The sequence below is a fragment of the Pelistega sp. MC2 genome (genome assembly GCF_900099475.1).
GTDB lineage: Bacteria > Pseudomonadota > Gammaproteobacteria > Burkholderiales > Burkholderiaceae_B > Taylorella > Taylorella indica.
In genome coordinates, this window is the sequence record NZ_LT628275.1 from 407766 (window position 1) to 434131 (window position 26366).

Here is a 26366-nt window from a genome sequence, read left to right on the forward strand (position 1 = left end):
AACTATTGAATAATTTAGTCATCAAAAGGAAGTAACGTATGAAAGGTATCAGACAAAAGGTTTTATGTGGTGCTTTATTGAGTGTATTTGCTTGTACGGCTAATGCAGCAGGAACCTTGGTCTTTTGTTCAGAGGGTAGTCCAGCAGGATTCGATTCAGCACAATACACTGCCGCGACAGATTTTGATGCGAGTGCTAGACCTGTTTATAACGCCTTGTTAATGTTTCCACGAGGTGAGACCAAGGTAGCACCTGCGTTGGCAGAAAGTTTTGATGTGTCTGATGATGGTTTGGTGTATACATTCTACCTACGCAAAGGGGTGAAATGGCATACGACTAAATACTTTACACCAACACGTGAATTTAATGCGGATGATGTAGTGTTTACCTTTGATCGTTTAGGTAACAAAGAAAATGCTTTTAATAAAGCCTATTCCGTGGAATTTCCATACTACACAGATATGGGTCTAGACAAGAATATTAAGTCGGTTGAAAAGGTAGATGATTACACAGTCAAAATCACATTAAACAAAAATGATGCATCATTTACGCAAACCCTAGCGATGCCTTTTAGCTCAATTTACTCCAAAGAGTATGCCGATAAATTATTAGCTGACGGTAAAGCGGAAATGATTAATCAGCAACCAGTAGGAACTGGTCCATTTATTTTTGAGCGTTATCAAAAAGATGCCTCTATTCGTTATAAGGCGAATAAAGAATATTGGAATGTGGATGACAAACCTTTGGTGGATAATCTGATTTTTGCGGTTACGAAAGATGCGTCTGTTCGTTATCAAAAATTAAAAGCAGGTGAGTGTCATATCATGTCTTACCCATTGCCTGCTGATGTTGAGAGTATGAAAAAAGATACTAAACTTAAAGTGCTTTCACAAGCAGGCTTTAATGTTGGGTTTCTTTATTACAATACCGAAAAAGAGCCACTTAAAACAGCAGATGTACGTGTGGCTTTAGATATGGCGATGAATAAAGATGCCATTATTAAAGCAGTTTATGGCGGTCAAGGTGAATCAACGCCAAATCCTATGCCACCAACCCAGTGGTCATTCAATAAAGACATTAAATCTCGTGAAACTAATGTTGAAAAAGCCAAAGAGTTATTAGCCAAAGCAGGTTATCCAGATGGGTTCGATCTCACTTTATGGTCTTTACCCGTACAACGTCCCTATAACCCAAATGGTCGTTTAATGGCAGAGATGCTACAAGCCGACTGGGCGAAGATTGGTGTCAAAGTAAATATCACCACGTATGAATGGGGTGAGTATTTAAAACGTGCTAAAGCAGGAGAGCATCAAGTCGTGATGGCAGGATGGATTGGCGATAATGGAGATCCCGACAATTGGTTGGGTAATGTATTTGGCTGTGAGGCAATTGGTGGCGTTAATTATTCACGTTTCTGCTATGAACCATTTCAGAAAATATTAACTGAAGCTCGTCAAATCAATGATGTCGCTCAACGGACTAAATTGTATGAGCAAGCACAAGTTATTTTCCATGAGCAAATGCCTGCTTCACCAATAGGAACCTCTATCGTTAGTGTGCCTATGAGCAGTAATGTAGAAGGGTTCAAAATTAGTCCATTTGGTGCCTTTGAATTTACAGGCGTAAGTATCAAATAATTATTCGATGATTTAGACAATCAATTCTAAATATTTTAAGAATGAAATATTTTTGTTTCACTCTTTTTTATCAAAAATTTAGAGGAGTGGCTTAATTCATTGTCAAAATTCCCACTATCAATAGATGAAGGGGGATTGCTAGTTATTTATTAGGTATATATGTTTTTATAAGTAGCACTTGATTATTAATTTGAAGTAAAGGAATATATTGATGAAAAAACGGTTTAACACTATTTTAAATGTAGCATTACTTAGTATATGTACAAGCTCAGTTTATGCAGCAGGCACACTAGTTTATTGTTCAGAGGGAAGTCCTGCTGGTTTTGATTCTGCTCAATATGTATCAGCTACCGACTTTGATGTGAGTGCAATTAATGTATATAACCCATTACTTCAATTTCCTCGAGGTGAAACTAAGGTAGCGCCTGCATTAGCTGAGAGCTTTGATGTGTCTGATGATGGTTTAGTCTATACGTTCCATTTACGCAAGGGTGTAAAATGGCATACGACCAAATACTTTACACCAACACGAGAGTTCAATGCGGATGATGTATTGTTTACTTTTGATCGTTTAGCCAATAAAGATAATCCATTAAATAAAGCTTACCCAGTAGAGTTTCCACTCTTTAAGGGAATGGGATTAGATAAAAATATTAAGTCTGTGGAAAAAGTTGATGACTATACAGTGAAAATGACATTAAGCAAGAATGATGCGTCATTTACTCAGAGTCTAGCGATGCCTTTTGGCTCAATTTATTCTAAAGAATATGCGGATAAATTAGTGGCTGACGGTAAGGCGGAAATGATTAATCAGCAACCAGTAGGAACGGGACCATTTATTTTTGACCGTTATCAAAAAGACGTATTGATTCGGTATAAGGCAAATAAAGCGTATTGGGATAAAGACGATATGCCGCAGGTGGATAACTTAATTTTCGCGATTACGAAAGATGCCGCTGTGCGTTATCAAAAATTAAAAGCGGGTGAATGCAATATTATGTCTTATCCATTGCCAGCTGATGTGGAAAGCATGAAAAATGATGCAAATATTAAAGTACTTTCCCAACCAGGTTTTAATGTAGGCTTTGTCCACTATAACACTGAAAAAGAACCATTTAGCAAGCCGGAAGTAAGAGTGGCACTAGATATGGCGATTAATCGTCAGGCGATTTTAAAAGCAGTTTATGGAGGGCAGGGGGAGCTAGCACCTAATCCTATGCCTCCATCGCAATGGGCTTATAACAAAGATATCAAGGTACGTGATATGGATGTTGAAAAAGCCAAAGAATTATTAGCCAAGGCGGGTTATCCTAATGGGTTTGAGGCAACTTTATGGGCTTTACCTGTACAGCGTCCGTATAATCCAAATGGTCGCTTAATGGCGGAGATGATACAGGCGGATTGGGCTAAAGTTGGAGTGAAAGTGAATATCACCACGTATGAATGGGGTGAATATTTGAAGCGCGCTAGAGATGGTGAGCACGAAGTGATGATGTCTGGTTGGACGGGGCAAAATGGTGATCCCGATAACTGGTTAAATGGTCTCTTTGGTTGTGAGGGCGTGGGTGGAAATAATAACTCTCGTTTTTGCTATGAACCATATCAAAAAATCATTATTCAGGCACGTGAACTTAGAGATGCTAATGAGCGTACAAAACTCTATGAACAAGCACAAGTCATTTGGCATGAGCAAATGCCAGCGTCTCCTATAGGTACTTCTATTGTGAATGTGCCAATGGGTAAAAATGTAGATGGTTTCAAAATCAGTCCATTTGGCGCATTTAAATTTACTGGTGTTAGTGTTAAGTAATTAATGTTATTTGTTTAATTTTTAACTTTTAATAGAGAGTGGGAGTAATTATTGCACCCACTCTTTTCTTTTATGTTTAAAAATATCGCTTAGTGGTATAGCAATGGTGATTAATAATTGTTGGTTATCGCTTAGAGTTAGTGTTTAGCATCATTAGCGGTTTTTTAACTATGTAAGCATAGCTCCTCTTGAGCAATTCTCTTTAATGTTATGCATAAAATGCTTTTATTCTGTGCAAATTACTTTTATCGTGCATAGAAAACAAGGGAAATCACTAGTTGCTCATGAGGCATAATTGTTTTATAACTGTAAGATATATTAACAATTATTAAAAGGAAACGATTTATGAAAAAAGTAGCACAAAAAGTTTTAGGGGCAGCGCTACTGACTGTATTTGCTAGTTCTGCTTATGCAGCAGGTACATTAGTTTACTGTTCGGAAGGTAGTCCAGCAGGTTTTGATTCTTCTCAGTTTACAGCTGGTACAGACTTTGATGCGAGCGCGAGAAACGTATATAGCAGCCTTTTAAAGTTTCCACGTGGTGAAACCAAAGCAGCGCCAGCATTAGCAGAAAGTTTTGATGTGTCGGATGATGGTTTGGTATATACATTCCACCTACGCAAAGGGGTGAAATGGCATACGACTAAATACTTTACACCAACACGTGAATTTAATGCGGATGATGTGGTATATACCTTTGATCGCCTAGGCAATAAGGATAACGCCTTTAATAAAGCGTATCCAGTGGAGTTTCCATATTATACGGATATGGGTCTAGACAAGAATATTAAATCTGTGGAAAAGGTGGATGATTACACAGTCAAAATCACATTAAACAAAAATGACGCCTCATTTACGCAAACCTTAGCGATGCCTATCGGTATTATTTATTCCAAAGAGTATGCGGATAAATTATTAGCTGACGGTAAAGCAGAAATGATTAATCAGCAACCTGTAGGGACAGGACCATTTATTTTTGAACGCTATCAAAAAGACGCCTCAATTCGTTATAAAGCGAATAAAGAATATTGGAATAAAGATGATATGCCACAGGTGGACAACTTAATTTTTGCGATTACCAAAGATGCGTCTGTTCGTTATCAAAAATTAAAAGCAGGTGAGTGTCATATCATGTCTTACCCATTGCCGGCCGATGTTGAAAATATGAAAAAAGACGCTAAGTTAAAAGTACTCTCACAGCCTGGCTTTAATGTCGGCTTTGTTTACTATAATACTGAAAAAGAGCCATTTAATAAGGCGGATGTGCGCGTAGCGTTAGATATGGCAATGAATAAACCAGCTATCTTAAAAGCGGTTTATGGCGGACAAGGTGAGCTCAATCCTAATCCAATGGCGCCAACACAATGGTCATTCAATAAAGAGATTAAATCTCGTGAAACGGACATCGCCAAAGCCAAAGAGTTATTAGCTAAAGCGGGCTATCCTAATGGTTTTGAAGCAACCTTATGGTCTTTACCGGTACAACGCCCTTATAACCCAAATGGCCGTTTAATGGCAGAGATGCTACAAGCCGACTGGGCGAAGATTGGTGTAAAAGTAAATATCACCACGTATGAATGGGGTGAGTATTTAAAACGAGCTAAAGCAGGTGAACATCAAATTGCTATGGTGGGTTGGACAGGTGATAATGGTGACCCAGATAACTGGTTAGGCAACTTATTTAGTTGTTCAGCTGTGGGAGGCAGTAATTATTCCCGCTTCTGTTATGAGCCTTTTGAAAAAGTAATCACTGAAGCTCGTCAAATTAATGATGTGGCTCAACGAACTAAATTGTATGAACAAGCACAAGTTATTTTCCATGAGCAAATGCCTGGTTCGCCAATGGGGACGTCAATTGTGAATGTGCCTACGACTAAAAATGTAGAGGGTTTCAAAATTAGTCCTTTTGGCGCCTTTGAGTTTACAGGTGTCAGTGTTAAATAAAGTTTAATGCTGAATGGATGGGGGAGTGGAGCAATGGCTTGCTCTACTCCTTTGGTTTTTTTCTTGGTGGTTATATTTATAGTTCGATGACTATAAATGAATAAACTGAGCAGACAGGATAATTATAATGTTTCTATTTCTGCTAAAACGCATTTTAGTATTGATCCCCACGTTCTTTGGGATTACATTACTAACGTTTTTATTAATTCACGCGATTCCTGGTGATCCGGTCCAAATTATGATCGGGGAGCGATCAAATGATCCTCAAGTGTATGCCAGTATGATGCAAAAATTAGGCTTGGATAAGCCTTTATATGAACAATATTTCAACTATTTATCTAGTTTAGCCCATGGTAATTTAGGTAAATCATTTGTAACCAGTACTAGTGTCTGGTCTGAGTTTAAGGCACTATTCCCTGCAACATTAGAACTAGGCTTAATGGCCTTATTATTTGGTGTTGTGTTTGGTATTTTATTAGGGGTTCTTGCAGCGGTTAAGCGTGGTTCTTGGATTGACCATAGTGTGATGAGCTTGTCTTTGACTGGTTATTCTATGCCAATTTTTTGGTGGGGGTTAATGCTTATCATGTTGTTTTCAAGTATGTTAGGATGGACGCCTGTCTCTGGTCGTATTAGCCTAAATTTTGATGTGCAACCCCATACAGGTTTTATGTTAATTGATGCGTGGATGGCAGAGTTAGAAGATCCAGAATTTAATAAAGGTGCTTGGTTAGATGCGTTACACCATTTAATTCTGCCGACAATAGTGCTAGGTACTATTCCATTAGCGGTTATTTCTCGTATGACACGTTCATCAATGCTAGAGGTAATGGGTGAGGATTATGTTAGAACAGCAAAAGCAAAAGGGTTGTCACCTAGAAGAGTGATTTTTATTCACACGTTAAGAAATGCCTTGATTGCTGTGGTAACTGTGATTGGTTTACAAATAGGAACCTTAATCGGAGGTGCTGTATTGACTGAAACCATTTTCTCTTGGCCGGGGATTGGTAAATGGTTAGTGGATTCTATTTTCCGTCGGGACTATCCTGTTGTTCAAAATGGTCTGCTAATAGTGGCAACTATGATTATTATTGTTAACTTATTGGTCGATGTGGTTTATGGTATTGTGAATCCACGAATTCGCCATTCTCGTTAAGGAATTATGATGACAACAGAGAATAAGGTAGAAATTAAATACCCATCACCATTCAAAGAGTTTGTATCACACTTTGCCCGTAATAAAGGTGCTGTGGCTGGGTTAGTTTTTCTCATTTTTATGGTATTAGTGGCAATCTTTGCGCCATTTATTTCCCCTTATAGTCCAGTAGAGCAGTTTAGAGACCATATGTTGCAACCACCTATGTGGCAAGAAAATGGTACGTCACAGTTCATACTGGGGACTGATGAGGCGGGACGTGACATATTATCGCGTATTATGCACGGTGGGCGTTTGTCGTTATTTATTGGTATTTCCTCCGTCATCTTAACGTTAATCCCTGGTATTATTTTAGGGTTACTGGCTGGGTTTTATCCTAACGTTTTAGGCAAGGTGATTATGCGTTTTGCCGATATTATGCTGGCATTACCATCGGTATTATTGGCTATTGCGATTATGGCTATTCTTGGGCCTGGTATTATGAATGCTATGATTGCGATTGCGGTAGTTGGTTTACCTGCATATATTCGTCTTGTTCGTGGCTCAGTGATGAGTGAGTTAAATAAAGACTACGTGGTTGCTTCGCGTGTATCGGGGGCAAGTACATTACGCTTAATGTTTGTCGCTGTCTTGCCTAACTGTATGGCACCTATTATTGTACAAGCGACATTAGGTTTCTCATCTGCGATTTTGGATATTGCTGCTTTAGGCTTCTTAGGTTTAGGAGTACAGCCACCAGCACCAGAATGGGGAACGATGTTGGCGACAGCTCGTGATTATATTTCTAGTGCATGGTGGGTAGTTACTTTTCCAGGGTTAACAATTTTATTAACCGTATTGGCGATTAACCTAATGGGTGACGGTCTACGCGATGCTTTAGATCCTAAGTTAAAACAAGCAGCATAAGGAAAGAACGGGTATGAGTTTATTAGAAATTAAAAATCTATCAGTCCGTTTTGGCACAGATGAAAAGCCTTTTTATGCGGTTGATGGTTTAACTATTAATGTTGACGAGGGAGAAATCCTAGGTATCGTGGGTGAATCTGGCTCTGGTAAGTCAGTTACTATGATGGCATTGATGGGACTTTTAGGTGGGCAAGGTAAGATCACAGCGGATAAGTTAGTCTTTGACGGCAAAGATATGTTGAATATCAGTCCGAAAGAGCGTCGTAAAATTATCGGTAAAGATATCTCTATGATTTTCCAAGATCCGATGACGGCGTTAAACCCTAGTTTTACCGTAGGTTTCCAAATCGAGGAAGTGTTAAAAGTCCATATTGGTCTAAAAGGGAGAGCATTACGTGAGCGAGCCATTGAGTTGCTTAAAATTGTAGAAATCCCTGAGCCTGAATCTCGTTTGGAGGCTTATCCACATCAACTATCAGGTGGTATGAGTCAGCGTGTTGCGATTGCTATGGCGATTGCCTGTGAGCCAAAATTATTAATTGCAGATGAACCAACAACAGCATTAGACGTGACAATTCAAGCACAGATTATGGATTTGTTAGTGAACTTGCAAAAAGAAAAAAATATGGCATTAATCATGATTACTCATGATTTGGCTGTCGTAACTGAAGTGGCACATAGAGTCTGTGTAATGTATGCAGGTCAAGGGGTAGAAATAGGTAAAATCCCAGAAATTTTTATGCGACCTGCACATCCATACACTGAGGCATTACTTGCCTCTATTCCAGAATCTAGCCATGGGCAGTCTCGTTTAAAAACTCTCCCTGGTATCGTACCGGGACAATATGACCGCCCCAAAGGCTGTTTGTTATCGCCACGTTGTCCTTATGTGGATGACAAATGCCAGCAAAATAAAGTTCCTCTAGAGTATTTTGCTGAACGTGCTGTTCGTTGTTTGAAACCGTTAATCGCGATGGAGAAACCACATGGGTAATATAGTGTTAAGTGTGCGCGATTTAGCACGTTTTTATGATGTTTCACGTGGTTTTCTTAAACCCAAAGCCACAGTTAAAGCACTAAATGGCATTAGTTTTGATCTAGAAGAAGGCAAGACATTAGCTATTGTAGGAGAGTCTGGCTCTGGTAAATCTACATTAGCTAGACAGTTAACCTTAATTGAGCACCCAAGTGCAGGTACTGTTTCTATTGACGGTGAAGCAGTGGATTATGATAATCATGCACAAATAAAATCTTTGCGTCGTAAGGTACAAATGGTGTTCCAAAATCCTTATGGATCACTAAATCCACGTAGAAAGATTGGCGATCAATTATCTGAGCCATTAATTATCAATACCAATTTAAATGCTCAGGAACGCAAACAAAAAGTCGATGAAATAATGAAGATTGTTGGCTTGCGTCCAGAACATTATTATCGTTATCCTCATATGTTTTCTGGTGGACAACGACAACGTATTGCTATTGCGCGTGCGATGATTTTAAATCCTAAAATAGTGATTGCTGATGAGCCTACTTCTGCGTTGGATGTGTCCATTCAAGCACAAGTCCTCAATTTATTTATGGATTTGCAAGAGCAGCTAAAGATTGCGTATGTATTTATCTCGCATAACTTAGCTGTAGTTGAACATGTCGCAGATGATGTGCTAGTAATGTATTTAGGCAAAGCGGTAGAAATTAGTGATAAAAAGAAACTTTATACTAAGCCGTTACATCCTTATACACAGGCTTTGTTATCAGCAACGCCTTCAATTCAACCAGAAAAACGTTATAAGAAAATCAAGATTAAAGGTGAGTTACCTTCACCGATTAATCCACCTCCAGGTTGTTCTTTCCATAAACGTTGCCCTCATGCCGTAGAGCGCTGTAGTAAAGAAGAGCCATCACTTCGAGAGGTTGATGGGCGTCAAGTAGCATGTCATTTGGCAGAGCAATTTGTATAAGAGATTAGTTCTTTTATCAAGGTGTTCTGATTGAGCTTCGGTGACAGCTAAGCTTATACAGTAAAAGACTAAGTCAGATAAAATGGCTTAGTCTTTTTTATTTGTTGATAAGATTCTAGACCTTATCATAGCTTACTATGTTTACAATAGGAGAGTTCTTTTAAAGAAAAGAACCTCTTTAGTGAGATTCTGTTTATCAAGATAATATAAGAGAGGATAACTATGCAGTGTACTGTGCAATGGAATGGTCCAGAGGGTATGCTATTTGTGACCAAAACGGGTAGTGGTCATGTCGTTGCTATGGATGGAGCGCCAGAAGGTGGTGGTAATAATTTAGCACCTCGACCTATGGAGTTAATGCTGACAGGTGCTGGCGGTTGTAGTGCTTATGATGTGGTTCTTATCTTAAAAAGAAGCCGCCAAGAAGTATTGCAGTGCACGGTGGATATTACGGCAGAGCGAGCAGACACAGATCCAAAAGTATTTACCAAAATTCACTTTCATTTCAAAGTGGGTGGTAAGCAATTAAAACCTGAAACAGTTGAGCGTGCGGTGCAATTGTCACATGATAAATATTGTTCTGCAATTGCCATGCTAGAGAAAACAGCGACATTTAGTCATGAAATTACAGTATTTGAGATGTCTTAAGTTTCAGGCGTTCTATAGTTAGTTTAAGTTTATTTAAATCTGTTAGTTTTATGGCAGATTCAAATAAACTTCTAAGCTATTGAATCACTAGACAGAAAATGGATAAGCTATCGCCTCATGGTATTGATAGCCTTCCACCTCAAAATCATCTAGTGCCACCCATGTTTCGATATCATTAAGTGTTTTGATATTCGGGTTGATATGTAATTTGGGCGCAGGGTACGGTTCACGCTTGAGTTGAACGTCTCTCATTAACGCCAATTGGTCTTCGTAGATATGCGCATTGACGATTTTGTGATATGCCTTACCAGCCTTATGTCCTGTTATTTGAGCCATAAGAGCTAGCAACGTAAAGACTTGAATTTGATTAAAGTTTTGTCCAAGAGGGACATCACAAGAGCGCTGATAAGAAGTCAAATACAGCGTATCACCTAATAGTGAAAAATTATGCGTATGCATGCATGGACGTAAGCATCCCATATGAAATTCACCTGGATTATAAAAACTTAAGATTTCACCTCTATCATCAATACCATTTTTTAAATCCTGATAAATTTTTTGAAGTTGGTCAAATTCTTCACCTTGTGAGTTACGCCAATGTCGACCTTGTACGCCATATACTCGTCCCATATCATCTTCGCCTTTGCGATATGGATTAGCGAGCCATGCCGGGTTATCATTAGCATTGGCATTCCAAGTATTACAACCAATCGCACGAAATTGTGCAGCATTATCATAACCACGCAAATAACCAAGTAGTTCTGCGATAGCCGCTTTCCAGTAACTTTTTCTAGTAGTAACAAGAGGAAACTCATTTGCACCTACATCATAGGTTAAATCAGCGTTAATCACCGTTAAGCAACGTTTACCTGTGCGTTCATTTTCGATCCATACACCTTCATCGATAATACGTTGACATAGCTCAAGATATTGTTTCATGTAATCACTCTGTTATTTTGTTACTCTTGTGCGCCCTTAATCGCCAAGATTTTTTTAGCATTAATACTTAGTGGGGTATTATATAGGATATAAGAATTTTAAAATATAGCTAGTGTATCAAATGGCTAGTTAGGAAATATTAACAAATATGGTAGCACAGCAACATTATTTAGCAGTAGGTTACAGTATTTATTTGCTAGTAATTAGTAATAGTTTAGGTGTGGTGTGCTATTTAGGTTAATATTCCATCAATAAACAATGGATAGGTTGTTCAATGAGTAGATTAAATATTATCGTTGCCTATAATCAGCAGCACGTGATTGGTAAGGACAATACCATGCCTTGGAAGTTACCTGCTGATTTGGCGTATTTTAAACAAACGACTATGGGGTGTCCTATTATTATGGGGCGTAAAACTAGGGATTCACTTGGAAGACCTTTGCCTGGTCGCCTTAATATTGTGATATCTCGGGATAAGAATTTTCAGGCAGAAGGCACTCAGACAGTAACTTCTCTAGAGGAGGCTATTGCTGTAGCAAAAGCTAGCCAAGCCGAAAATATTTTTGTGATTGGTGGTGGGCAGATTTATCAGGAGGCTCTCCCTCTCGTCCACAGAGTATATGCGACAGAAATTCATTCTGATATGGATGGAGATACTTATTTTCCTGTATTAGAAAAAGCTCATTGGAAAGAAGTATCACGTGCTCCTCAGCCTGAACAAAATGGTTTAGCGTTTGATTTTGTTGTGTACGAAAGAGAATAATTAATATTAAAGACACTAAAACTGAATAGATAAAAAAAAGCCCAAAGTTTTGCAACTTTGGGCTAAATCCACCAAAGGAGGAGGGTGGAGGAGACAACTGAAGATGGTTACTAACCATCAATGAAGTCATTATGGCAGTTTTTTTTGTGCATTGCAAGAAAAATTAAGTAAAAACCCTAATAAAGTGTTAAAAATATCAAATTCTGTTGCCGTAATAGGACACTATTAGGTTAATCTTTGGATTACCAGTAAACTTATAGTGAATTCGGGCTAAGATAGCAAAACAAAAGTCTTGTTGACTGTATTTACTGTATATTTATTTAGTTGACTGTTTATATATTGGAATAAAGTGTCTATTTCGCTTCATTATCTCTACGTAGTACTAACAGCCTTTACTGTAGGCGGTCTGATTGTCTTTTCTGAACGATGGCATGGTCGTTTTACAGGTGATTATGATTTAAACAAACCTCAAGCTTCGCATAAAGTATCTACTCCTCGTGTGGGTGGATTGGCAGTATTTGCTGGAACGTTGGCAGGTCTTTTGGTCTGGGGTAAGCCAGATAATATGACATTACATTGGCTTTGGCCTGCTCTATTTGTGGCTTCGTTGCCAGTGTTTGGGGCAGGGATCTTAGAGGATATTACTAAAGACGTTGGCGCTGGTAAGCGTTTAATCGCTGCTTTTATTTCTGCCGCAATGGCATGGTGGTTTTTTGGTGGAGTGAGTCGAGTAGATGTGGAGTGGCTTGACTATATTTTTAGCTTTTGGCCTATTTCCCTCATCTTTACAGTCGTCGCCGTTGGTGGCTGTACGCATGCACTTAATTTAGTGGATGGCATGAATGGTTTGGCTTCTATGGTATCTGTGCTTATGTCCATCTCTCTTGCTTTGGTAGCCTATCAAGTTGGAGATATGGCTGTCTTTACTATCGCGTTGTCAATGGCATCTGCGATAGTGGGCTTTTTTGTATGGAACTTTCCTTTTGGTCGAGTATTCCTTGGGGATGGAGGCGCTTATTTTATTGGGTTTATTCTCGCTGAGTTAGCGGTGTTATTAGTGATGCGTAATCCATCTGTTTCACCGTTTTATGCATTAGCGGTATTGTTTTATCCAGTATTTGAAACATTATTTTCTATCTGGCGTCGTAAATTTAAGCGAGGAGTGCCAGTTGATCAGCCTGATGCATTACATTTGCATCAATTGATTTTTAGACGATTGGTACGTTCGGCGTTTGATCGTGAAGGGCGAGCATCGGCACCTTATTTATGTAATGCACTGACGTCACCATATCTATGGGTATTAACATTAGTAAATTTAGTGCCTGCTACTTTGTTTTGGGATAATGCCTTGCTGTTATGTGCGGGGATGTTGTTATTTTCCAGTGTTTATATTTGGTTGTATTCACGATTAGTAAAATGGCGTTGTCCTAGGTGGTTATTATTACCATCGATTTTTCAGAAAAGATAAGAGTACTTTATTTATATAGTAGGTCGTAGGAGAATTTTTCAGCTTGTTACTGCTTTACGATTTTTATCTTTTTAGTTGAGTTGAATTTGATAAAATAAATTTTTGCTCTTTAGGAGTTTATAGGAAATGAAATTAGAAGACATTAAGCTAGCCATTGTAGGCTTAGGTTATGTTGGTTTGCCCTTAGCCGTAGAGTTTGGTAAAAAGAGGGACGCATTAGGATTTGATATTAATCAGAAACGTATCGCAGAACTCCAATCAGGGGTAGATCATACGTTAGAGGTATCGTCAGAAGAATTAAAAGAAGCGAGTCATCTACGTTTTAGTGCAGATAATCAAGAGCTAGGCAAATCAAATACGTTTATTGTGACTGTGCCTACGCCAATTGATGACTATAAGCAACCAGATTTAACACCGCTTGTTAAAGCTAGTGAGACCATTGGTAAAGTACTTAAAAAAGGTGATATTGTCATCTATGAATCAACAGTTTATCCTGGTGCCACAGAAGAAGTTTGTGTTCCCGTACTTGAGAAATTTTCTGGCTTAACGTATAACAAAGATTTCTTTGCGGGATATAGTCCAGAGCGTATTAATCCGGGGGATAAACAGCACCGTGTTTCAACAATTAAGAAAGTCACGTCAGGTTCAACCCCAGAAGTAGCAGATGTGGTGGATGAGTTATATCGTTCTATTATTACCGCAGGCACACACAAAGCCTCTAGCATCCGTGTCGCAGAGGCAGCTAAAGTGATTGAGAATACGCAACGAGATGTGAATATTGCGTTGATTAATGAATTGGCATTAATTTTTAATCGTTTAGGCATTGATACGCAAGCGGTATTAGAGGCAGCAGGTACGAAATGGAACTTTTTACCATTCCGTCCGGGTCTTGTGGGTGGTCACTGTATTGGTGTGGATCCATATTATTTAACTCATAAAGCGCAAGCGATTGGCTATCACCCAGAGATTATCCTAGCGGGTCGTCGTTTAAACGATAGTATGGGGTCATATGTGGTATCACAATTGGTCAAAGCGATGACTAAGCGTAAGATTCAAGTACAAGGTGCTCGTGTGTTAGTGATGGGCTTAACGTTCAAAGAAAATTGTCCAGATATTCGTAATACACGCATTGTTGATATTGTCAAAGAATTGGGTGAATACAGTATTCACGTGGATGTTTATGATCCATGGGTGGATGCAGAAGAAGCACAGCATGAATATGGTATTACACCAGTGAAAGTGCCAGAGCAGGGTGCTTATGACGGTATTATTCTAGGCGTAGCTCATCATCAATTTGTAGAGATGGGTGTACAGAAAATACGTGCATTAGGTAAGCCAGAGCATGTATTGTATGACTTGAAATACGTATTAAGCGCACAAGAAGCTGATATTCGCTTATAAGTTAGGATAGAAATGAGTAAAGCATTTGAACAAGTATGTGAATCGTTAAAGCATCATCCAAAGACCTGGTTGGTTACTGGTTGTGCAGGGTTTATCGGTTCTAATTTATTAGAAGCCTTGTTGGGGATGGATCAAACTGTTGTTGGGCTAGACAATTTTGCAACAGGTTTTCAACATAATCTAGATGAGGTAAAAGCGCAAGTTACCCCTGAACAATGGGCGCGTTTTCGCTTCATAGAAGGAGATATTCGTCATCTAGATACTTGTAGAGAAGCTTTAAGAGGCGTGGACTATGTGTTGCATCAGGCGGCATTAGGCTCTGTGCCTCGCTCAATTAATGATCCCATCACGAGTAATGATGTCAATATTGGTGGTTTTCTCAATATGATGGTGGCAGCAAGAGATGAACAAGTTAAGGCGTTTGTCTTTGCGGCGTCTAGCTCAACCTATGGGGACCACCCTGATCTGCCAAAAGTAGAGCATAAAATTGGTAATCCCTTATCACCGTATGCGATTACTAAATTAGTGGATGAGTTGTATGCGAAAGTGTTTGCGAGTACCTATGGGTTCAAATCAATAGGGTTGCGCTACTTTAATGTCTTTGGTAAGCGTCAAACACCGAATGGTGCGTATGCGGCAGTGATTCCAAAATGGACATCGGCGATGATCCATCAGCAAACTATCACAGTCAATGGTGATGGAGAGACCAGTCGAGATTTTTGTTTTGTTGAAAATGTGATTCAAGCGAATATATTGGCAGCTACACATATGCCGGAGACAGGTTTTGAAGTATACAATGTGGCTTATCATGCCCAAACAACGTTAAATACCTTGTTTAAGTATATTAAAGAAACGTTGGCAGAAAATGGTGTGCATTATTCATTGGCACCTCAGTATGCTGATTTTAGGGCAGGCGATGTTCGCCATTCATTTGCGAATATTGATAAAGCAAGAACACAGCTGGGGTATGAGCCAGCGTATTCAATTGTTCAAGGCTTAGCTAAAGCCATGCCTTGGTATATTCAATTTTTAAAGTAAATTTTGGAAAATAAAAAAGATCACAAAAGCGACCATATGCGCATTATTTCAGGTGCGATGCGGGTCGCTTTCTTCTTAATTGTGGGTAAATTAGCCGGTGCTATCAAGGAAATGGCATTGGCGAATCGCTATGGCGTTAGCGATGTTGTGGATGCCTATCAATTTACTCAGAGCATGGCAAATTGGTTACCTTTAACGATAGTGGGTGCCTTTTCTATTGTGCTTATTCCTGTGCTAGTTAAACTTAAGCATTTAGATAAACAAGAGAGATACCGTTTCATTGCTGAGTTACAGGCATGGGTGCTGACCATAGGGGTAGTGAGTACTGTCGTCATTTGGTTGGCTTGGCCTATCATATTGGAACATATGGCTGGTAAGTTAAGTGTTCACGCTAAAGCATTTAGTGAGCAAATGATTTGGGTATTTGCGCCAGTTGGGTTATTGATTTTATTCATTGGCTTGAGCACAGCTCGTTTAAGATCACATGAGCGTCATATCAATAATTTATTAGATAGTTTACCTGCACTGTTTATTTTTGCATGGGTAATGCTTTCTCCTGGCGATGTATCTGTTTGGCCGATAGCCTTAGGAACCCTAGCAGGCTATCTATTACAAACAGTATTATTGCAATATATGGCAAATAAGCTAGATGACGAAAGAGTAGTTATTCCTTCATGGCGTTTTACGTCTAATCAATGGTCTAGTTTAATGAGTGCCGCAGGGTTAATGCTTGTAGGACAAATAGCGTTGAGTTTTGTGCAGCCATTAGATCAAATGTATGCGGCTCATATTGGGAATAATGCCAATGCCACTATGGGGTATGCTACTAGACTAATTTCTGTAGTGATTGGTATCGGTGCTGCCTCTGTGGGGAGAGCTGCGTTACCCGTATTAGCGGATGTGCAGCATAGAGGTAACCCACTACAGGCACGAAATATTGCGTTAAAATGGGCATTAGCCATGGTGGGTTTAGGAGTTATTGCCCTATTTATTGCGTGGTTTATTGCACCTTACATGGTCAAAATTGTTTTTGAGCGAGGTGCTTTTACAGCAGAAAATACTGAGGCAGTTGCGCAAGTACTTCGCTTTGGTTTATTGCAAGTGCCATTTTATTTTGGTGTGCTGATTTTAGTGCAGTTATTAGCAAGTCAAAATCGTTATCGTTGGATGGCTATCATTGCATTGACTAATTTTGCTGTTAAGTTTTTAATGAATTATTTATTAGTACCTATCTACGGTATAGAAGGTATTATGCTCGCCACTGCAAGTATGTATCTTTGCTCATTTTTATGTTATTTTTTAATGGCATGGCGCTCACCGATTAAGTATGATACAGAGTAAAAGAATCTTATCTATTATGCTAGTCATCCCTTCCATTCATGGTGGAGGTGCTGAACGGGTGGCTGTTGATTTGGCTAATTATTGGGCGTATAAAGGGTATGACGTTTCTATACTGACACAATCAGATCCCAAAACAGATTTATACGTAGCAGATGATCGAGTGATGCGACTGAGTACTCATCAGCATGGTGAGGTAGGTCTATTTGCACAGTTTAAAAAAATACAGGCGATTAGACGCAAAATTCGTCAATATCGTCCCGATATTGTTATAGGCTTTATGACAAGCTCATCCGTTTACTCGGTTTTAGCAAATATGGGTTTACGCAGTAAAGTCATTGCAACAGAACATGCGTACCCTCCTTCTCAAAAACTATCCAACTTTTGGCTAAAGTTAAGAAAATTCGCTTATCCAAAAGCAGATAAAGTCATTGCATTAACCCAAATGAGTGCCGATTGGTTGAAACAAAATGTGCCGGGGTCTGATGTTACTATTATTCAGAATGCTGTTCAGTGGCCACTTAAAATCTCTAAACCAGTGGTACCGATAGATAAGCCATCAGGAAGCAAAATGCTACTCGCTGTGGGTAGATTGCATTACGAAAAAGGGTTTGATTTATTACTTAATGCGTTTTCTCAAATAGCCACTGATTGCCCTGATTGGCGTTTAGTTATTTTAGGGGAAGGTGCAGAGCGTCATAAGTTAGAAGTACAAATAGATAGTTTAAATTTAAAAGAAAAAGTTATCGTGCCTGGGCGAGTTGGGAATTTAGCACAGTGGTACGAGCAAGCAGATTTGTTTGTATTAAGTTCACGCAATGAGGGGTTATCGAATAGTCTTCAAGAAGCAATGGCGAGTGGCTTGTGTGTTGTCTCATTTGATTGTGATACGGGACCAAGAGAAATTATTCGAGACCGTGTTGATGGTGTGCTCGTCAGACCAGCGGAAGATGTTAATGCACTAGCGGAACAGTTGCGGGATTTGATGCAACATCCAGAAAAAAGAGCAGATCTTGCAGCCAAAGCGCCTGAAGTGCTAGAACGTTTTTCTATGCAAACAATTAGTGTCCAATGGGACAATTTATTTCATGAATTAATAGATGAAAAGAGGTAACGCTTATGTGCGGTATTGTTGGTGTCATTGGAGCATTAGAAAACAAAAATAGTTTGCTACAGCAAGCTTGTGAGCGAATTAAACAAAGAGGTCCTGATAGTCAAGGCGTCTGGTTAAGTCAGGATGAGACAGTAGGCTTTGCTCATGTGCGTCTTGCCATTCAGGATTTGTCGGTTCATGGACATCAACCCATGTTTAGTGACAGCGATCGATTCGTCATTGTATTTAACGGTGAAATTTATAATCACTTGCAGTTAAGAAATGAGCTTGACAAAGACAGTTGGCGAGGACACTCTGATACAGAAACATTGTTAGCTTGCATTGAATCATGGGGAGTGGATGCAACATTAAAAAAATTAGTAGGAATGTTTGCATTTGCTCTATGGGATAAGCAACAAGAAACCTTGACATTAGCAAGAGATCGGTTTGGTGAAAAACCATTATATTTTGCTAAAGGTGAGAACGGAGGTTTATTTTTTGCTTCTGATCTAAAAGCAATCATGCCAATGAAGGGATTTTCCAAAAAAATTAATCGTCATGCTGTCGCACTATTATTAAGACATAACTATATCCCTGCTCCATATACTATTTTTGAAACTACGCAAAAATTATTGCCAGCGCATTATATTGTTTTTACTAAGCAGCAGCTTGAAACAGGGATGGATTGGCCTAGCGCCACTAATTATTGGTCAGCGTATGAGCATGCGAAACGAACGAGTGATCGTGTCTTTACGAATGATAATAGTGCGGTAGATGCATTTGAGTTTGAATTATCAAGAGCTGTAAAAGGGCAAATGCTTGCCGATGTTCCTTTAGGGGCTTTCTTATCAGGTGGGACAGATTCATCGTTAATTGTTGCGATGATGCAAAAACAAAGCGCGATACCGATTAATACGTTTTCTATTGGTTTTGAAGAGTCACAATATAATGAAGCGGAATATGCTAAAGCAGTCGCCAAGCATTTAGGAACTTATCATATTGAGTTATACATGAATGCTAATGATGCGTTGAATATGGTGCCAGAGTTACCGCAAGCTTATAGTGAACCGTTTGCAGATTCATCACAATTGCCTGTATTGACGATGATGAAATTAACCTCTCAACATGTCAAAGTAGCTTTGTCAGGTGATGCTGGGGATGAGCTATTTGGTGGTTATAATCGCTATAAACGTGCACAAAAATGGTGGAATTACTATGAAAAATTACCTTATTTTCTACATAAACCCTTAGCCAAAACAGCACAAATTTTAGCGGACAAAACAAGTGATATTTCTCACCGGGCTAAGTTAGAGCAATCAGTACAATTACTACAAGCTGAAAATGCAGTCGAATTTTATCAACCTTTTGTATCATATTGGAAACATCCAGAGCAATTGGTGTTGGGAGCTAAAGAGCCTGTAACGACGTTTTCACTATCGGCTTTGCGTAGTCTAAAAGAGAGTATGATGATTGTAGATACCTTGTCTTATCTTCCTGATGATATTTTGGTGAAAGTAGATAGAGCAGCAATGTATTATTCTTTAGAAACTCGAGTCCCTTTGTTAGATCATCAACTTTTTGAATTTGTTTGGGATATTCACTGGAAGTATAAAGAGCGTGATGGACAGCAAAAATGGTTAATGAAAGAGTTACTCTATCGCTATGTTCCTAAGGCTCTATTAGATAGACCTAAAAAAGGTTTTTCTGTTCCGCTAGGTGAATGGTTGCGAGGACCATTACGAGAATGGGCTAATCAGTTATTAGACAATCGTCGGTTGCAACAACAGGGCTTATTAAATAGCGATATTATTCAGCAAACATGGCAAGCTCATCTGAATAAAAAAGGGGATTGGAGTGCTCATTTATGGGGTATTTTAATGCTTCAAGCATGGATTGATGCTTACGCTATTGAGGTCTAACGGATGAGAATATTATTTTTAGTCAGCTCTTTAAATGCGGGGGGAGCAGAGCGTGTTGCTAGTACATTAGCGAATGCGTGGTCGATTAAGGGCTATGAAGTTATTCTAGTGCCTTGTTATAGTCAAGGTAGTGGGCAGTCTTTTTACCCATTAAATGCTCATATAAAAGTTGATTGGTTAAGTCAACGTTTATCCAAAAATCCATTATTAGCACGAGTTACTAAACCATTTATTTTACGAAAAGTAATTAAAGAGTATCAACCAGATGTCGTGGTATCATTTTTGACGAATGTCAATGTGATGGCTTTATTAGCTCATAAAGGACTTTCTTGTCCTATTATTGTGTGTGAACGCTCTGATCCTAGCTTTCAACAAATTAGTTCAAGTTTAAAACGTTTGCGTCAACTAACTTATCCATGGGCAGATGTGGTTATGCTACAAACTGAACAGGCGGCAAAGCGTTTTCAACAAGAATTACCTAGATTAAAAAAATTATCTGTTATTCCCAATCCTTTACCATCTGCATTGAAAAAACTCTCTCCAACCGCCAAAAATCAAAAAGTAGTGGTCGCTATGGGGCGTTTGGTAGCCAGCAAACAGTTTGATGTACTGATTAAAAATTTCGCTACAATTGCTAAACAATTCCCTGGTTGGGATTTGCATATTTATGGTGATGGTCCAGAAAAAGATAAATTAGATGATTTAATCCAATGGCATGATATGGGTGATCAAATTATTCTGATGGGTAAAACAACAACTCCTTGGGATGTGATGAGATCAGCCTCTATATTGGCGATGAGTTCCCGGCTAGAGGGTTTTCCAAATGTAATGCTTGAGGCAATGGCGAATGGCTTGCCAGTTGTTTGTTATGACTGTCCAAGTGGACCTAGAGAGCTTAGTCTTGATGGCAAAATAGCTAAACTTATTCCTTTAGGTGATGAGATAGCTTATCAGCAAGCACTTAAAGAATTAATGCAAAATGCAGATGAAAGAAATCGTTTGGCGATGATAGCCCAAGAAAGTGTGTTTGAAAGATATTCTGAAGTTTGTGTATTAGAACAATGGGATCAATTGTTCAAAGAGGTGATGGCATGACATTGCGAGTCATTCATTTAATTAGTGGACTCGGTCAAGGCGGTGCAGAAACGGTATTAAGTCGTTTGGTAACCCATTCATCAGTAGAAAATATTGTCGTTAGTTTTTCTGATGAGGGTGTTTTTGGTGAGGTGTTACGACAAGCTGGCGTGGCTGTTTATACGATTGGTATGCAATCAGGTAAAGTAGGTTTGGGTGATTTTTGGAAATTAGTAAAGTTATTGAAACAGCTTCGGGGTGATGTGATCCAGACTTGGATGTATCATGGTGACTTCTTTGGTGGTATTGCAGCGAGAGTAGCTGGCTATAAGCATATTGCTTGGGGGATTCGTAACTCTGGTGATAGCTTAAAAAATACCTCAAAAATGAATTATTATTTGGCACGTATCAGTGCTTTTTTCTCTCGTTTTATTCCTGAAAAAATTATTGTATGTGGAGAAAAGGCTGCGTTGATTCATGCTTCTTGGGGTTATCAAAAAAGCAAAATGCACGTCATTCAAAATGGCTATGATTTTTCTAAATGGCAAATAAATGTAGCTGCTGCACAAGCACTCAGAGAAAGTTGGCATATTAGTGAGCAAATACCCGTATTAGGATTTGTAGCACGTTGGAATCCTTTAAAAGATCATAAGGGTTTATTAATCGCATTTCAGGAAATTAAGAAGAGTCATCCTGATGCGGTTTTGGTATTAGTGGGTAAAGGTTTAGATCGAGATAATGCTGAATTAATGCAGTTATTGGCTGAACTGAGCTTAATGGTGGATAAAGATGTTTTATTGCTTGGACTACGTGCTGATATTCCAGAGATTATGTCAGCAATAGATATTCATGTACTTTCAAGTATTGCAGAGGGCTTTCCTAATGTGGTTTCAGAGTCTATGGCTTGTTTAAGCCCTAATGTCGTTACTGATGTGGGTGATGCTGCTTTAATTGTGGATCAATATGGATGGGTAGCACAACCAGCTAATCCTAAGGATTTGGCAGAAAAAATGAATCAAGCCTTAGATTTATTAGCTAAGCCACATCAAAGCAAGGAGCAAGCAGAGCACTGGTTAGCATTCGCACAACAAGGTCGTCAACGTGTTCTTGAGTCATTTAGCTTGCAAACGATGGTAAGCCATTATGAAAGTATCTGGCACGCGATGGCTAAGCGATAGGGAAAAGAGAGATGAAAAAAATTTTATTTATCGTAAATAACCCTGCTTTTTTTCTGTCACATCGTGTAAAGATTGCGTTAGCGGCTAAACAACAAGGTTATCAAGTAGAAATCGCCACAATGGATGGAGAGTCAGTCGCTAAGATTAAACAATTAGGTTTTACGCATTATCCCATTGAGATGTCACGTAGTGGTACCAATCCCTTGAGTGAACTAAAAACAATTATAGGTTTGTATCGTTTACTCAAAAAAGTCAAACCTGATTTAGTCCATTTAGTGACAATTAAGCCTGTACTATATGGTGGTATTGCTGCACGCTTAGCAAGGATACCATCAGTGGTATATGCTATTTCGGGCTTAGGTTATATTTTTACGCGCCAGCGAAAAGGGCTAGATATTTTGAAATTGGTGGTATCTAGACTCTATCAATTTGCGCTAGGGCATAAACATAGTCGAACGATTTTTCAAAATAGGGATGACCAACAACTCTTGACGGGTATTGGTGCCGTCACGCCAACGCAAGTGGTATTAATCCGTGGTGCTGGTGTGGATATGAAAGAGTTTCGCTATACACCAGAGCCCAATGAGCCAATCACCATTACTATGGCAGCTCGATTGCTTAAGGATAAGGGGGTTTTTGAGTTTGTGGAAGCGGCTAAATTAGACACACAAAAACAATTTGTCTGGCAATTAGCAGGCAGTATTGATGAAGGAAACCCTGCTTCATTAACAGAAGAAGAGTACCAAGCTATAGGTAAATATGTTACCTTGCTAGGGGAAGTAAACGATATTGCAACGCTTTATGCAAAGTCACATATCATAGTGTTGCCATCGTATAGAGAAGGGATTCCTAAGTCATTATTAGAAGCTGCAGCGGCAGGTAGACCGATAGTAACAACAGATGTGCCAGGTTGTCGTGATACAATTACGCCAAATAAAAGTGGTTTACTTGTGCCCGTAAAAGATGGGGAGGCTATTTTCAAGGCGGTACAACAATTAGCCGATAATCCTGAGTTACGCCAATCAATGGGTAAAGAGGGGAGAGCTTTGGCAGAGCAAGAATTTGCCATGCCCATTATTATTGAAAAACACCTAGAGGTTTATCGGGCACTTTGTGCACAGTAAAAGGTAGCAGATATGGTGCTATAAGTCCCGATAAAGTCTGAATTTAAATCACCACATCAATTCCGGCGTGTTCTTTTAGCATCGCCTTGAACTCGGCTTTAATACGTGCCAAGCTTTCTTCATTACGACCTTCAAAACGAAGCACAAGAACAGGCGTGGTGTTAGACGCACGAGCCAGTCCAAAACCGTCCTCATACTCTGCACGAATGCCGTCAATCGTAATCAGGCGTTTGGCTGTCGGTAGCGAAGCCTTTTCTTGTAATACTTTAATCAAGGCATGTGGCTGACCTTCTTGCATTTCTACTTTAATCTCAGGCGTATTTTTATCTTGAGGTAAAGCCTCTAATACGGTAGACGGATTATTATAAGCAGAGAGAATTTCTAATAAACGTGTACCTGTATATAAGCCGTCATCAAACCCATACCAACGCTCTTTAAAGAATGTATGCCCACTCATTTCACCGCCAAGAGCAGCATTGACATCTTTCATTTTTTGTTTGATTAAAGAATGACCTGTTTGCCACATTAAGGCAGTACCACCAGCGGCTTCGATTTGTTCGGCAACATGACGACTGCATTTCACATCAAATACAATGGTCGCACCAGGCTCACGTTTTAATACGTCTTGGCTATATAAAATTAATTGACGGTCAGGCCAAATAATTTCTCCTGATTTGGTGACGACACCTAGACGATCACCGTCACCGTCAAATGCTAGACCAATTTCACAATCAGATTCCTTCACGTGTTTGATTAAATCTTCTAAATTATGAGGGTCAGCTGGATCAGGGTGATGATTAGGAAAATCGGCATTTACGTCGCAGAAAAGCTCATCAACAGTACAACCTAGCGAACGGAATAATTCAGGGGCTACTTTACCACCAATACCATTACCAGCATCAATGGCAATATGCATAGGACGAGCAAGTTTGATGTCGGAACAAATGCGTTTAATATAATCGGGGATTATATTAATATTTTTTTCTGATCCTGATGCTTTTAATAGTGGCTGTTGGTCTAAAGAGAGCATCTCTTGTTTTAAAGAGATGACTGCTTCGCCGTAGATAGCTTTACCATCTAACATCATCTTAAAACCATTATAATCGGGAGGATTGTGACTACCAGTAATCGCTACACAAGCACCAATATGGTGAGCATAAGTGTAAAAATAAACTAATGGTGTGGGTACCATGCCAATGTTGATGACCTCTAACCCTTGATCTTGAAGACCGGTAGATAATGCTTTGGCTAATTCTGGGCTACTGTGACGACCATCAAAACCTATTACAAATTGTGTATGACCAAGTTGTTTGGTTCTGGCGCCTAATGCTCTACCGAGAAGTAGGGCAAACTCAGTATTAATTTGTGTAGGAAAAATTCCTCTAATATCATATGCCTTAAAAACGTTAGGATTAATCTGTGTCATGGTGTATTTGAAAAAATAAATAAGATTAGAATATTATGACCTGTTTTTTAGGTAGAATGAATCATCATAGATTAAAAATCACAAAATTTAAACATTGTGATAGTATGTGCAAGGGAAAAATATGTCTTTATTTGAAGATCTGCAGCAAGTTGTGGGTGAGGAGTTTGTGCTAAGTGGTGAAGAAGCTACACCATTTTTGACAGATTGGCGAGGTCGTTTTACAGGAAAAGCTTTGGCAGTCGTCCGTCCGGCTAATGTAGAAGAGATTGCTGATGTGGTGCGCCTGTGCCAACAATATGTTACCCCCATTGTGACACAAGGTGGGAATACTGGCTTATGCGGAGGAGCAACGCCTGGTAATAAGGGGGATGCTGTAGTTCTACTCACTAATCGCTTAAATAATATTATCGCCATTGATACAGATAATGACACCATAACAGTAGAAGCAGGTTGTATCTTACAGACTATTCAGACAGCAGCTGAGGAGGTTGGACGACTTTTTCCTTTAAGCTTGGCGTCTGAAGGGAGTTGTACAATCGGTGGTAATTTAGCGACTAATGCTGGTGGAACACAAGTAGTACGCTATGGGAATGCCAGAGACTTAACGCTAGGATTGCAAGTAGTGACAGCAGAGGGTGAAATTTGGAATGGTCTAAAAGGACTACGCAAAGATAATACTGGTTATGATTTGCGCGACTTATTTATTGGGAGTGAAGGAACTTTAGGAATTATTACAGCAGCTACCTTAAAACTATTTCCAAAACCTCAAGCTATTCGCACGGCGTTATTAGCTATTAAGGATGTTGATGCGGCCGTTCACGTATTGTCAGTACTGAAACAAGGTTTTGGGTCATTGTTGACAGGCTTTGAATTGATTTCATCATTTTGTATAGAGAGTGTTAGGCAGCATTTACCGACGGTTAAAATTCCTTTTGAGGTCAATAAATCACCATGGTATGTATTGATTGAAATTTCTGATCATGAAGACCAAGATCATGCTAATCAATTAGTAGAAAAGGTGATTGGTAACGCTATCGAGCAAGGAGTTGTGCAGGATGCTATTATTGCTCAAACAGTTCAACAAAGTAATGACTTATGGCATATCCGTGAGAGTATTCCTTTTGCTGAAATCAAAGTGGGTAAGGGGATTAAGCATGATATTGCTATTCCAATTTCGCAAGTAAGTGCTTTTATTGAGCAAACTAATGCGTTACTTCAAGAGCGTTTTCCAGGGGTACAACATATTGTATTTGGTCATTTAGGTGACGGTAATTTACACTATAATGTTGGAGCACCTGATGGACAGGAAGAAGGTTTCTTAGACTTACAAAAAGAGATGAACACAATTGTCTATGATAGTGTTGCTCGGTTTGATGGATCAATCTCTGCTGAACATGGTATTGGTCAATTGAAGAAAGATATTTTGCCTGATTATAAAGATGAGATTGGGTTGGCATTAATGAGGAAAATTAAGAGAGCCTTAGATCCTAATGCTATTTTGAACCCGGGCAAGGTAATTAGTAGTGTGGAATTATATTAGTACAGT

21 protein-coding genes are annotated in these 26366 nt (G+C 39.2%); 19 read left to right on the forward strand and 2 right to left on the reverse strand.

Features of this window, described 5'->3' with window-relative positions; genetic code table 11:
• Nucleotides 1-38 precede the first annotated feature (38 nt).
• The 8 genes from BQ4443_RS07455 (at nucleotide 39) to BQ4443_RS07490 (ending at nucleotide 10059) form a co-directional block, all read left to right on the forward strand.
• Entirely contained in the window at nucleotides 39-1637 is a 1599-nt protein-coding gene (locus tag BQ4443_RS07455) for an ABC transporter substrate-binding protein (RefSeq protein ID WP_071058501.1), read from the forward strand.
• 211 nt (nucleotides 1638-1848) lie between these two features.
• The gene (locus tag BQ4443_RS07460) at nucleotides 1849-3447 is read left to right on the forward strand and encodes an ABC transporter substrate-binding protein (protein ID WP_071058502.1); all 1599 of its coding nucleotides are present in this window, start codon (nucleotides 1849-1851) and stop codon (nucleotides 3445-3447) included.
• A gap of 345 nt (nucleotides 3448-3792) precedes the next feature.
• Nucleotides 3793-5391: an ABC transporter substrate-binding protein gene (locus BQ4443_RS07465; RefSeq protein ID WP_071058503.1), complete on the forward strand. Its 1599-nt coding sequence runs from the start codon at nucleotides 3793-3795 to the stop codon at nucleotides 5389-5391.
• Between the two features lie 127 nt (nucleotides 5392-5518).
• A complete protein-coding gene (locus tag BQ4443_RS07470) occupies nucleotides 5519-6547 on the forward strand; it encodes an ABC transporter permease subunit (RefSeq protein ID WP_023950415.1) in 1029 nt (342 codons plus the stop codon).
• Nucleotides 6548-6553: 6 nt separating this feature from the next.
• Nucleotides 6554-7453 (forward strand): ABC transporter permease subunit, encoded by a 900-nt coding sequence (locus BQ4443_RS07475; protein ID WP_081710661.1) that lies wholly within the window; start codon nucleotides 6554-6556, stop codon nucleotides 7451-7453.
• A gap of 13 nt (nucleotides 7454-7466) precedes the next feature.
• Nucleotides 7467-8447 carry an ABC transporter ATP-binding protein gene (locus tag BQ4443_RS07480; RefSeq protein ID WP_023950419.1) on the forward strand — a complete coding sequence of 327 codons (981 nt, stop codon included), beginning with the start codon at nucleotides 7467-7469 and terminating at the stop codon, nucleotides 8445-8447.
• Complete coding sequence (locus BQ4443_RS07485; RefSeq protein WP_023950421.1) at nucleotides 8440-9411, forward strand: peptide ABC transporter ATP-binding protein; 972 nt, start codon at nucleotides 8440-8442, stop codon at nucleotides 9409-9411. Before BQ4443_RS07480 ends, BQ4443_RS07485 begins: the two co-directional genes overlap by 8 nt.
• Before the next feature lie 222 nt (nucleotides 9412-9633).
• Nucleotides 9634-10059 carry an OsmC family protein gene (locus BQ4443_RS07490; protein ID WP_023950423.1) on the forward strand — a complete coding sequence of 142 codons (426 nt, stop codon included), beginning with the start codon at nucleotides 9634-9636 and terminating at the stop codon, nucleotides 10057-10059.
• Nucleotides 10060-10146: 87 nt separating this feature from the next.
• On the opposite strand, the gene BQ4443_RS07495 is transcribed toward BQ4443_RS07490, so the two are convergent.
• Nucleotides 10147-10998, reverse strand: a complete 852-nt coding sequence (locus BQ4443_RS07495) for a thymidylate synthase (protein WP_023950425.1) — start codon at nucleotides 10996-10998, stop codon at nucleotides 10147-10149.
• Between the two features lie 274 nt (nucleotides 10999-11272).
• On the opposite strand from BQ4443_RS07495, the gene BQ4443_RS07500 reads away from it, so the two are divergent.
• The 10 genes from BQ4443_RS07500 (at nucleotide 11273) to BQ4443_RS07545 (ending at nucleotide 23394) form a co-directional block, all read left to right on the forward strand.
• Nucleotides 11273-11761 carry a dihydrofolate reductase gene (locus BQ4443_RS07500; protein ID WP_023950429.1) on the forward strand — a complete coding sequence of 163 codons (489 nt, stop codon included), beginning with the start codon at nucleotides 11273-11275 and terminating at the stop codon, nucleotides 11759-11761.
• A gap of 349 nt (nucleotides 11762-12110) precedes the next feature.
• Entirely contained in the window at nucleotides 12111-13229 is a 1119-nt protein-coding gene (locus BQ4443_RS07505) for an MraY family glycosyltransferase (protein WP_071058504.1), read from the forward strand.
• 126 nt (nucleotides 13230-13355) lie between these two features.
• Complete coding sequence (gene tviB, locus BQ4443_RS07510; protein WP_071058505.1) at nucleotides 13356-14630, forward strand: Vi polysaccharide biosynthesis UDP-N-acetylglucosamine C-6 dehydrogenase TviB; 1275 nt, start codon at nucleotides 13356-13358, stop codon at nucleotides 14628-14630.
• A 12-nt stretch (nucleotides 14631-14642) separates the two neighbouring features.
• Complete coding sequence (locus BQ4443_RS07515; protein ID WP_023950433.1) at nucleotides 14643-15668, forward strand: SDR family oxidoreductase; 1026 nt, start codon at nucleotides 14643-14645, stop codon at nucleotides 15666-15668.
• A gap of 36 nt (nucleotides 15669-15704) precedes the next feature.
• The gene (murJ, locus tag BQ4443_RS07520; protein WP_023950435.1) at nucleotides 15705-17009 is read left to right on the forward strand and encodes a murein biosynthesis integral membrane protein MurJ; all 1305 of its coding nucleotides are present in this window, start codon (nucleotides 15705-15707) and stop codon (nucleotides 17007-17009) included.
• A complete protein-coding gene (locus BQ4443_RS07525; protein ID WP_071058506.1) occupies nucleotides 16996-18120 on the forward strand; it encodes a glycosyltransferase family 4 protein in 1125 nt (374 codons plus the stop codon). The genes murJ and BQ4443_RS07525 overlap by 14 nt, the downstream gene beginning before the upstream one ends.
• Nucleotides 18121-18125: 5 nt before the next feature.
• A complete protein-coding gene (gene asnB / locus BQ4443_RS07530; RefSeq protein ID WP_071058507.1) occupies nucleotides 18126-20018 on the forward strand; it encodes an asparagine synthase (glutamine-hydrolyzing) in 1893 nt (630 codons plus the stop codon).
• A 3-nt stretch (nucleotides 20019-20021) separates the two neighbouring features.
• Nucleotides 20022-21113 (forward strand): glycosyltransferase family 4 protein, encoded by a 1092-nt coding sequence (locus BQ4443_RS12660; protein WP_071058508.1) that lies wholly within the window; start codon nucleotides 20022-20024, stop codon nucleotides 21111-21113.
• A complete protein-coding gene (locus BQ4443_RS12665; RefSeq protein ID WP_256330945.1) occupies nucleotides 21080-22270 on the forward strand; it encodes a glycosyltransferase in 1191 nt (396 codons plus the stop codon). The genes BQ4443_RS12660 and BQ4443_RS12665 overlap by 34 nt, the downstream gene beginning before the upstream one ends.
• 11 nt (nucleotides 22271-22281) lie before the next feature.
• Complete coding sequence (locus tag BQ4443_RS07545) at nucleotides 22282-23394, forward strand: glycosyltransferase family 4 protein (protein WP_031274408.1); 1113 nt, start codon at nucleotides 22282-22284, stop codon at nucleotides 23392-23394.
• 43 nt (nucleotides 23395-23437) lie between these two features.
• On the opposite strand, the gene BQ4443_RS07550 is transcribed toward BQ4443_RS07545, so the two are convergent.
• Entirely contained in the window at nucleotides 23438-24820 is a 1383-nt protein-coding gene (locus tag BQ4443_RS07550) for a phosphomannomutase/phosphoglucomutase (RefSeq protein ID WP_023950439.1), read from the reverse strand.
• A 121-nt stretch (nucleotides 24821-24941) separates the two neighbouring features.
• Here BQ4443_RS07550 and BQ4443_RS07555 point away from each other — a divergent pair, with 121 nt between their 5' ends.
• Entirely contained in the window at nucleotides 24942-26360 is a 1419-nt protein-coding gene (locus tag BQ4443_RS07555) for an FAD-binding oxidoreductase (protein ID WP_023950441.1), read from the forward strand.
• The last annotated feature ends 6 nt before the right edge of the window (nucleotides 26361-26366 follow it).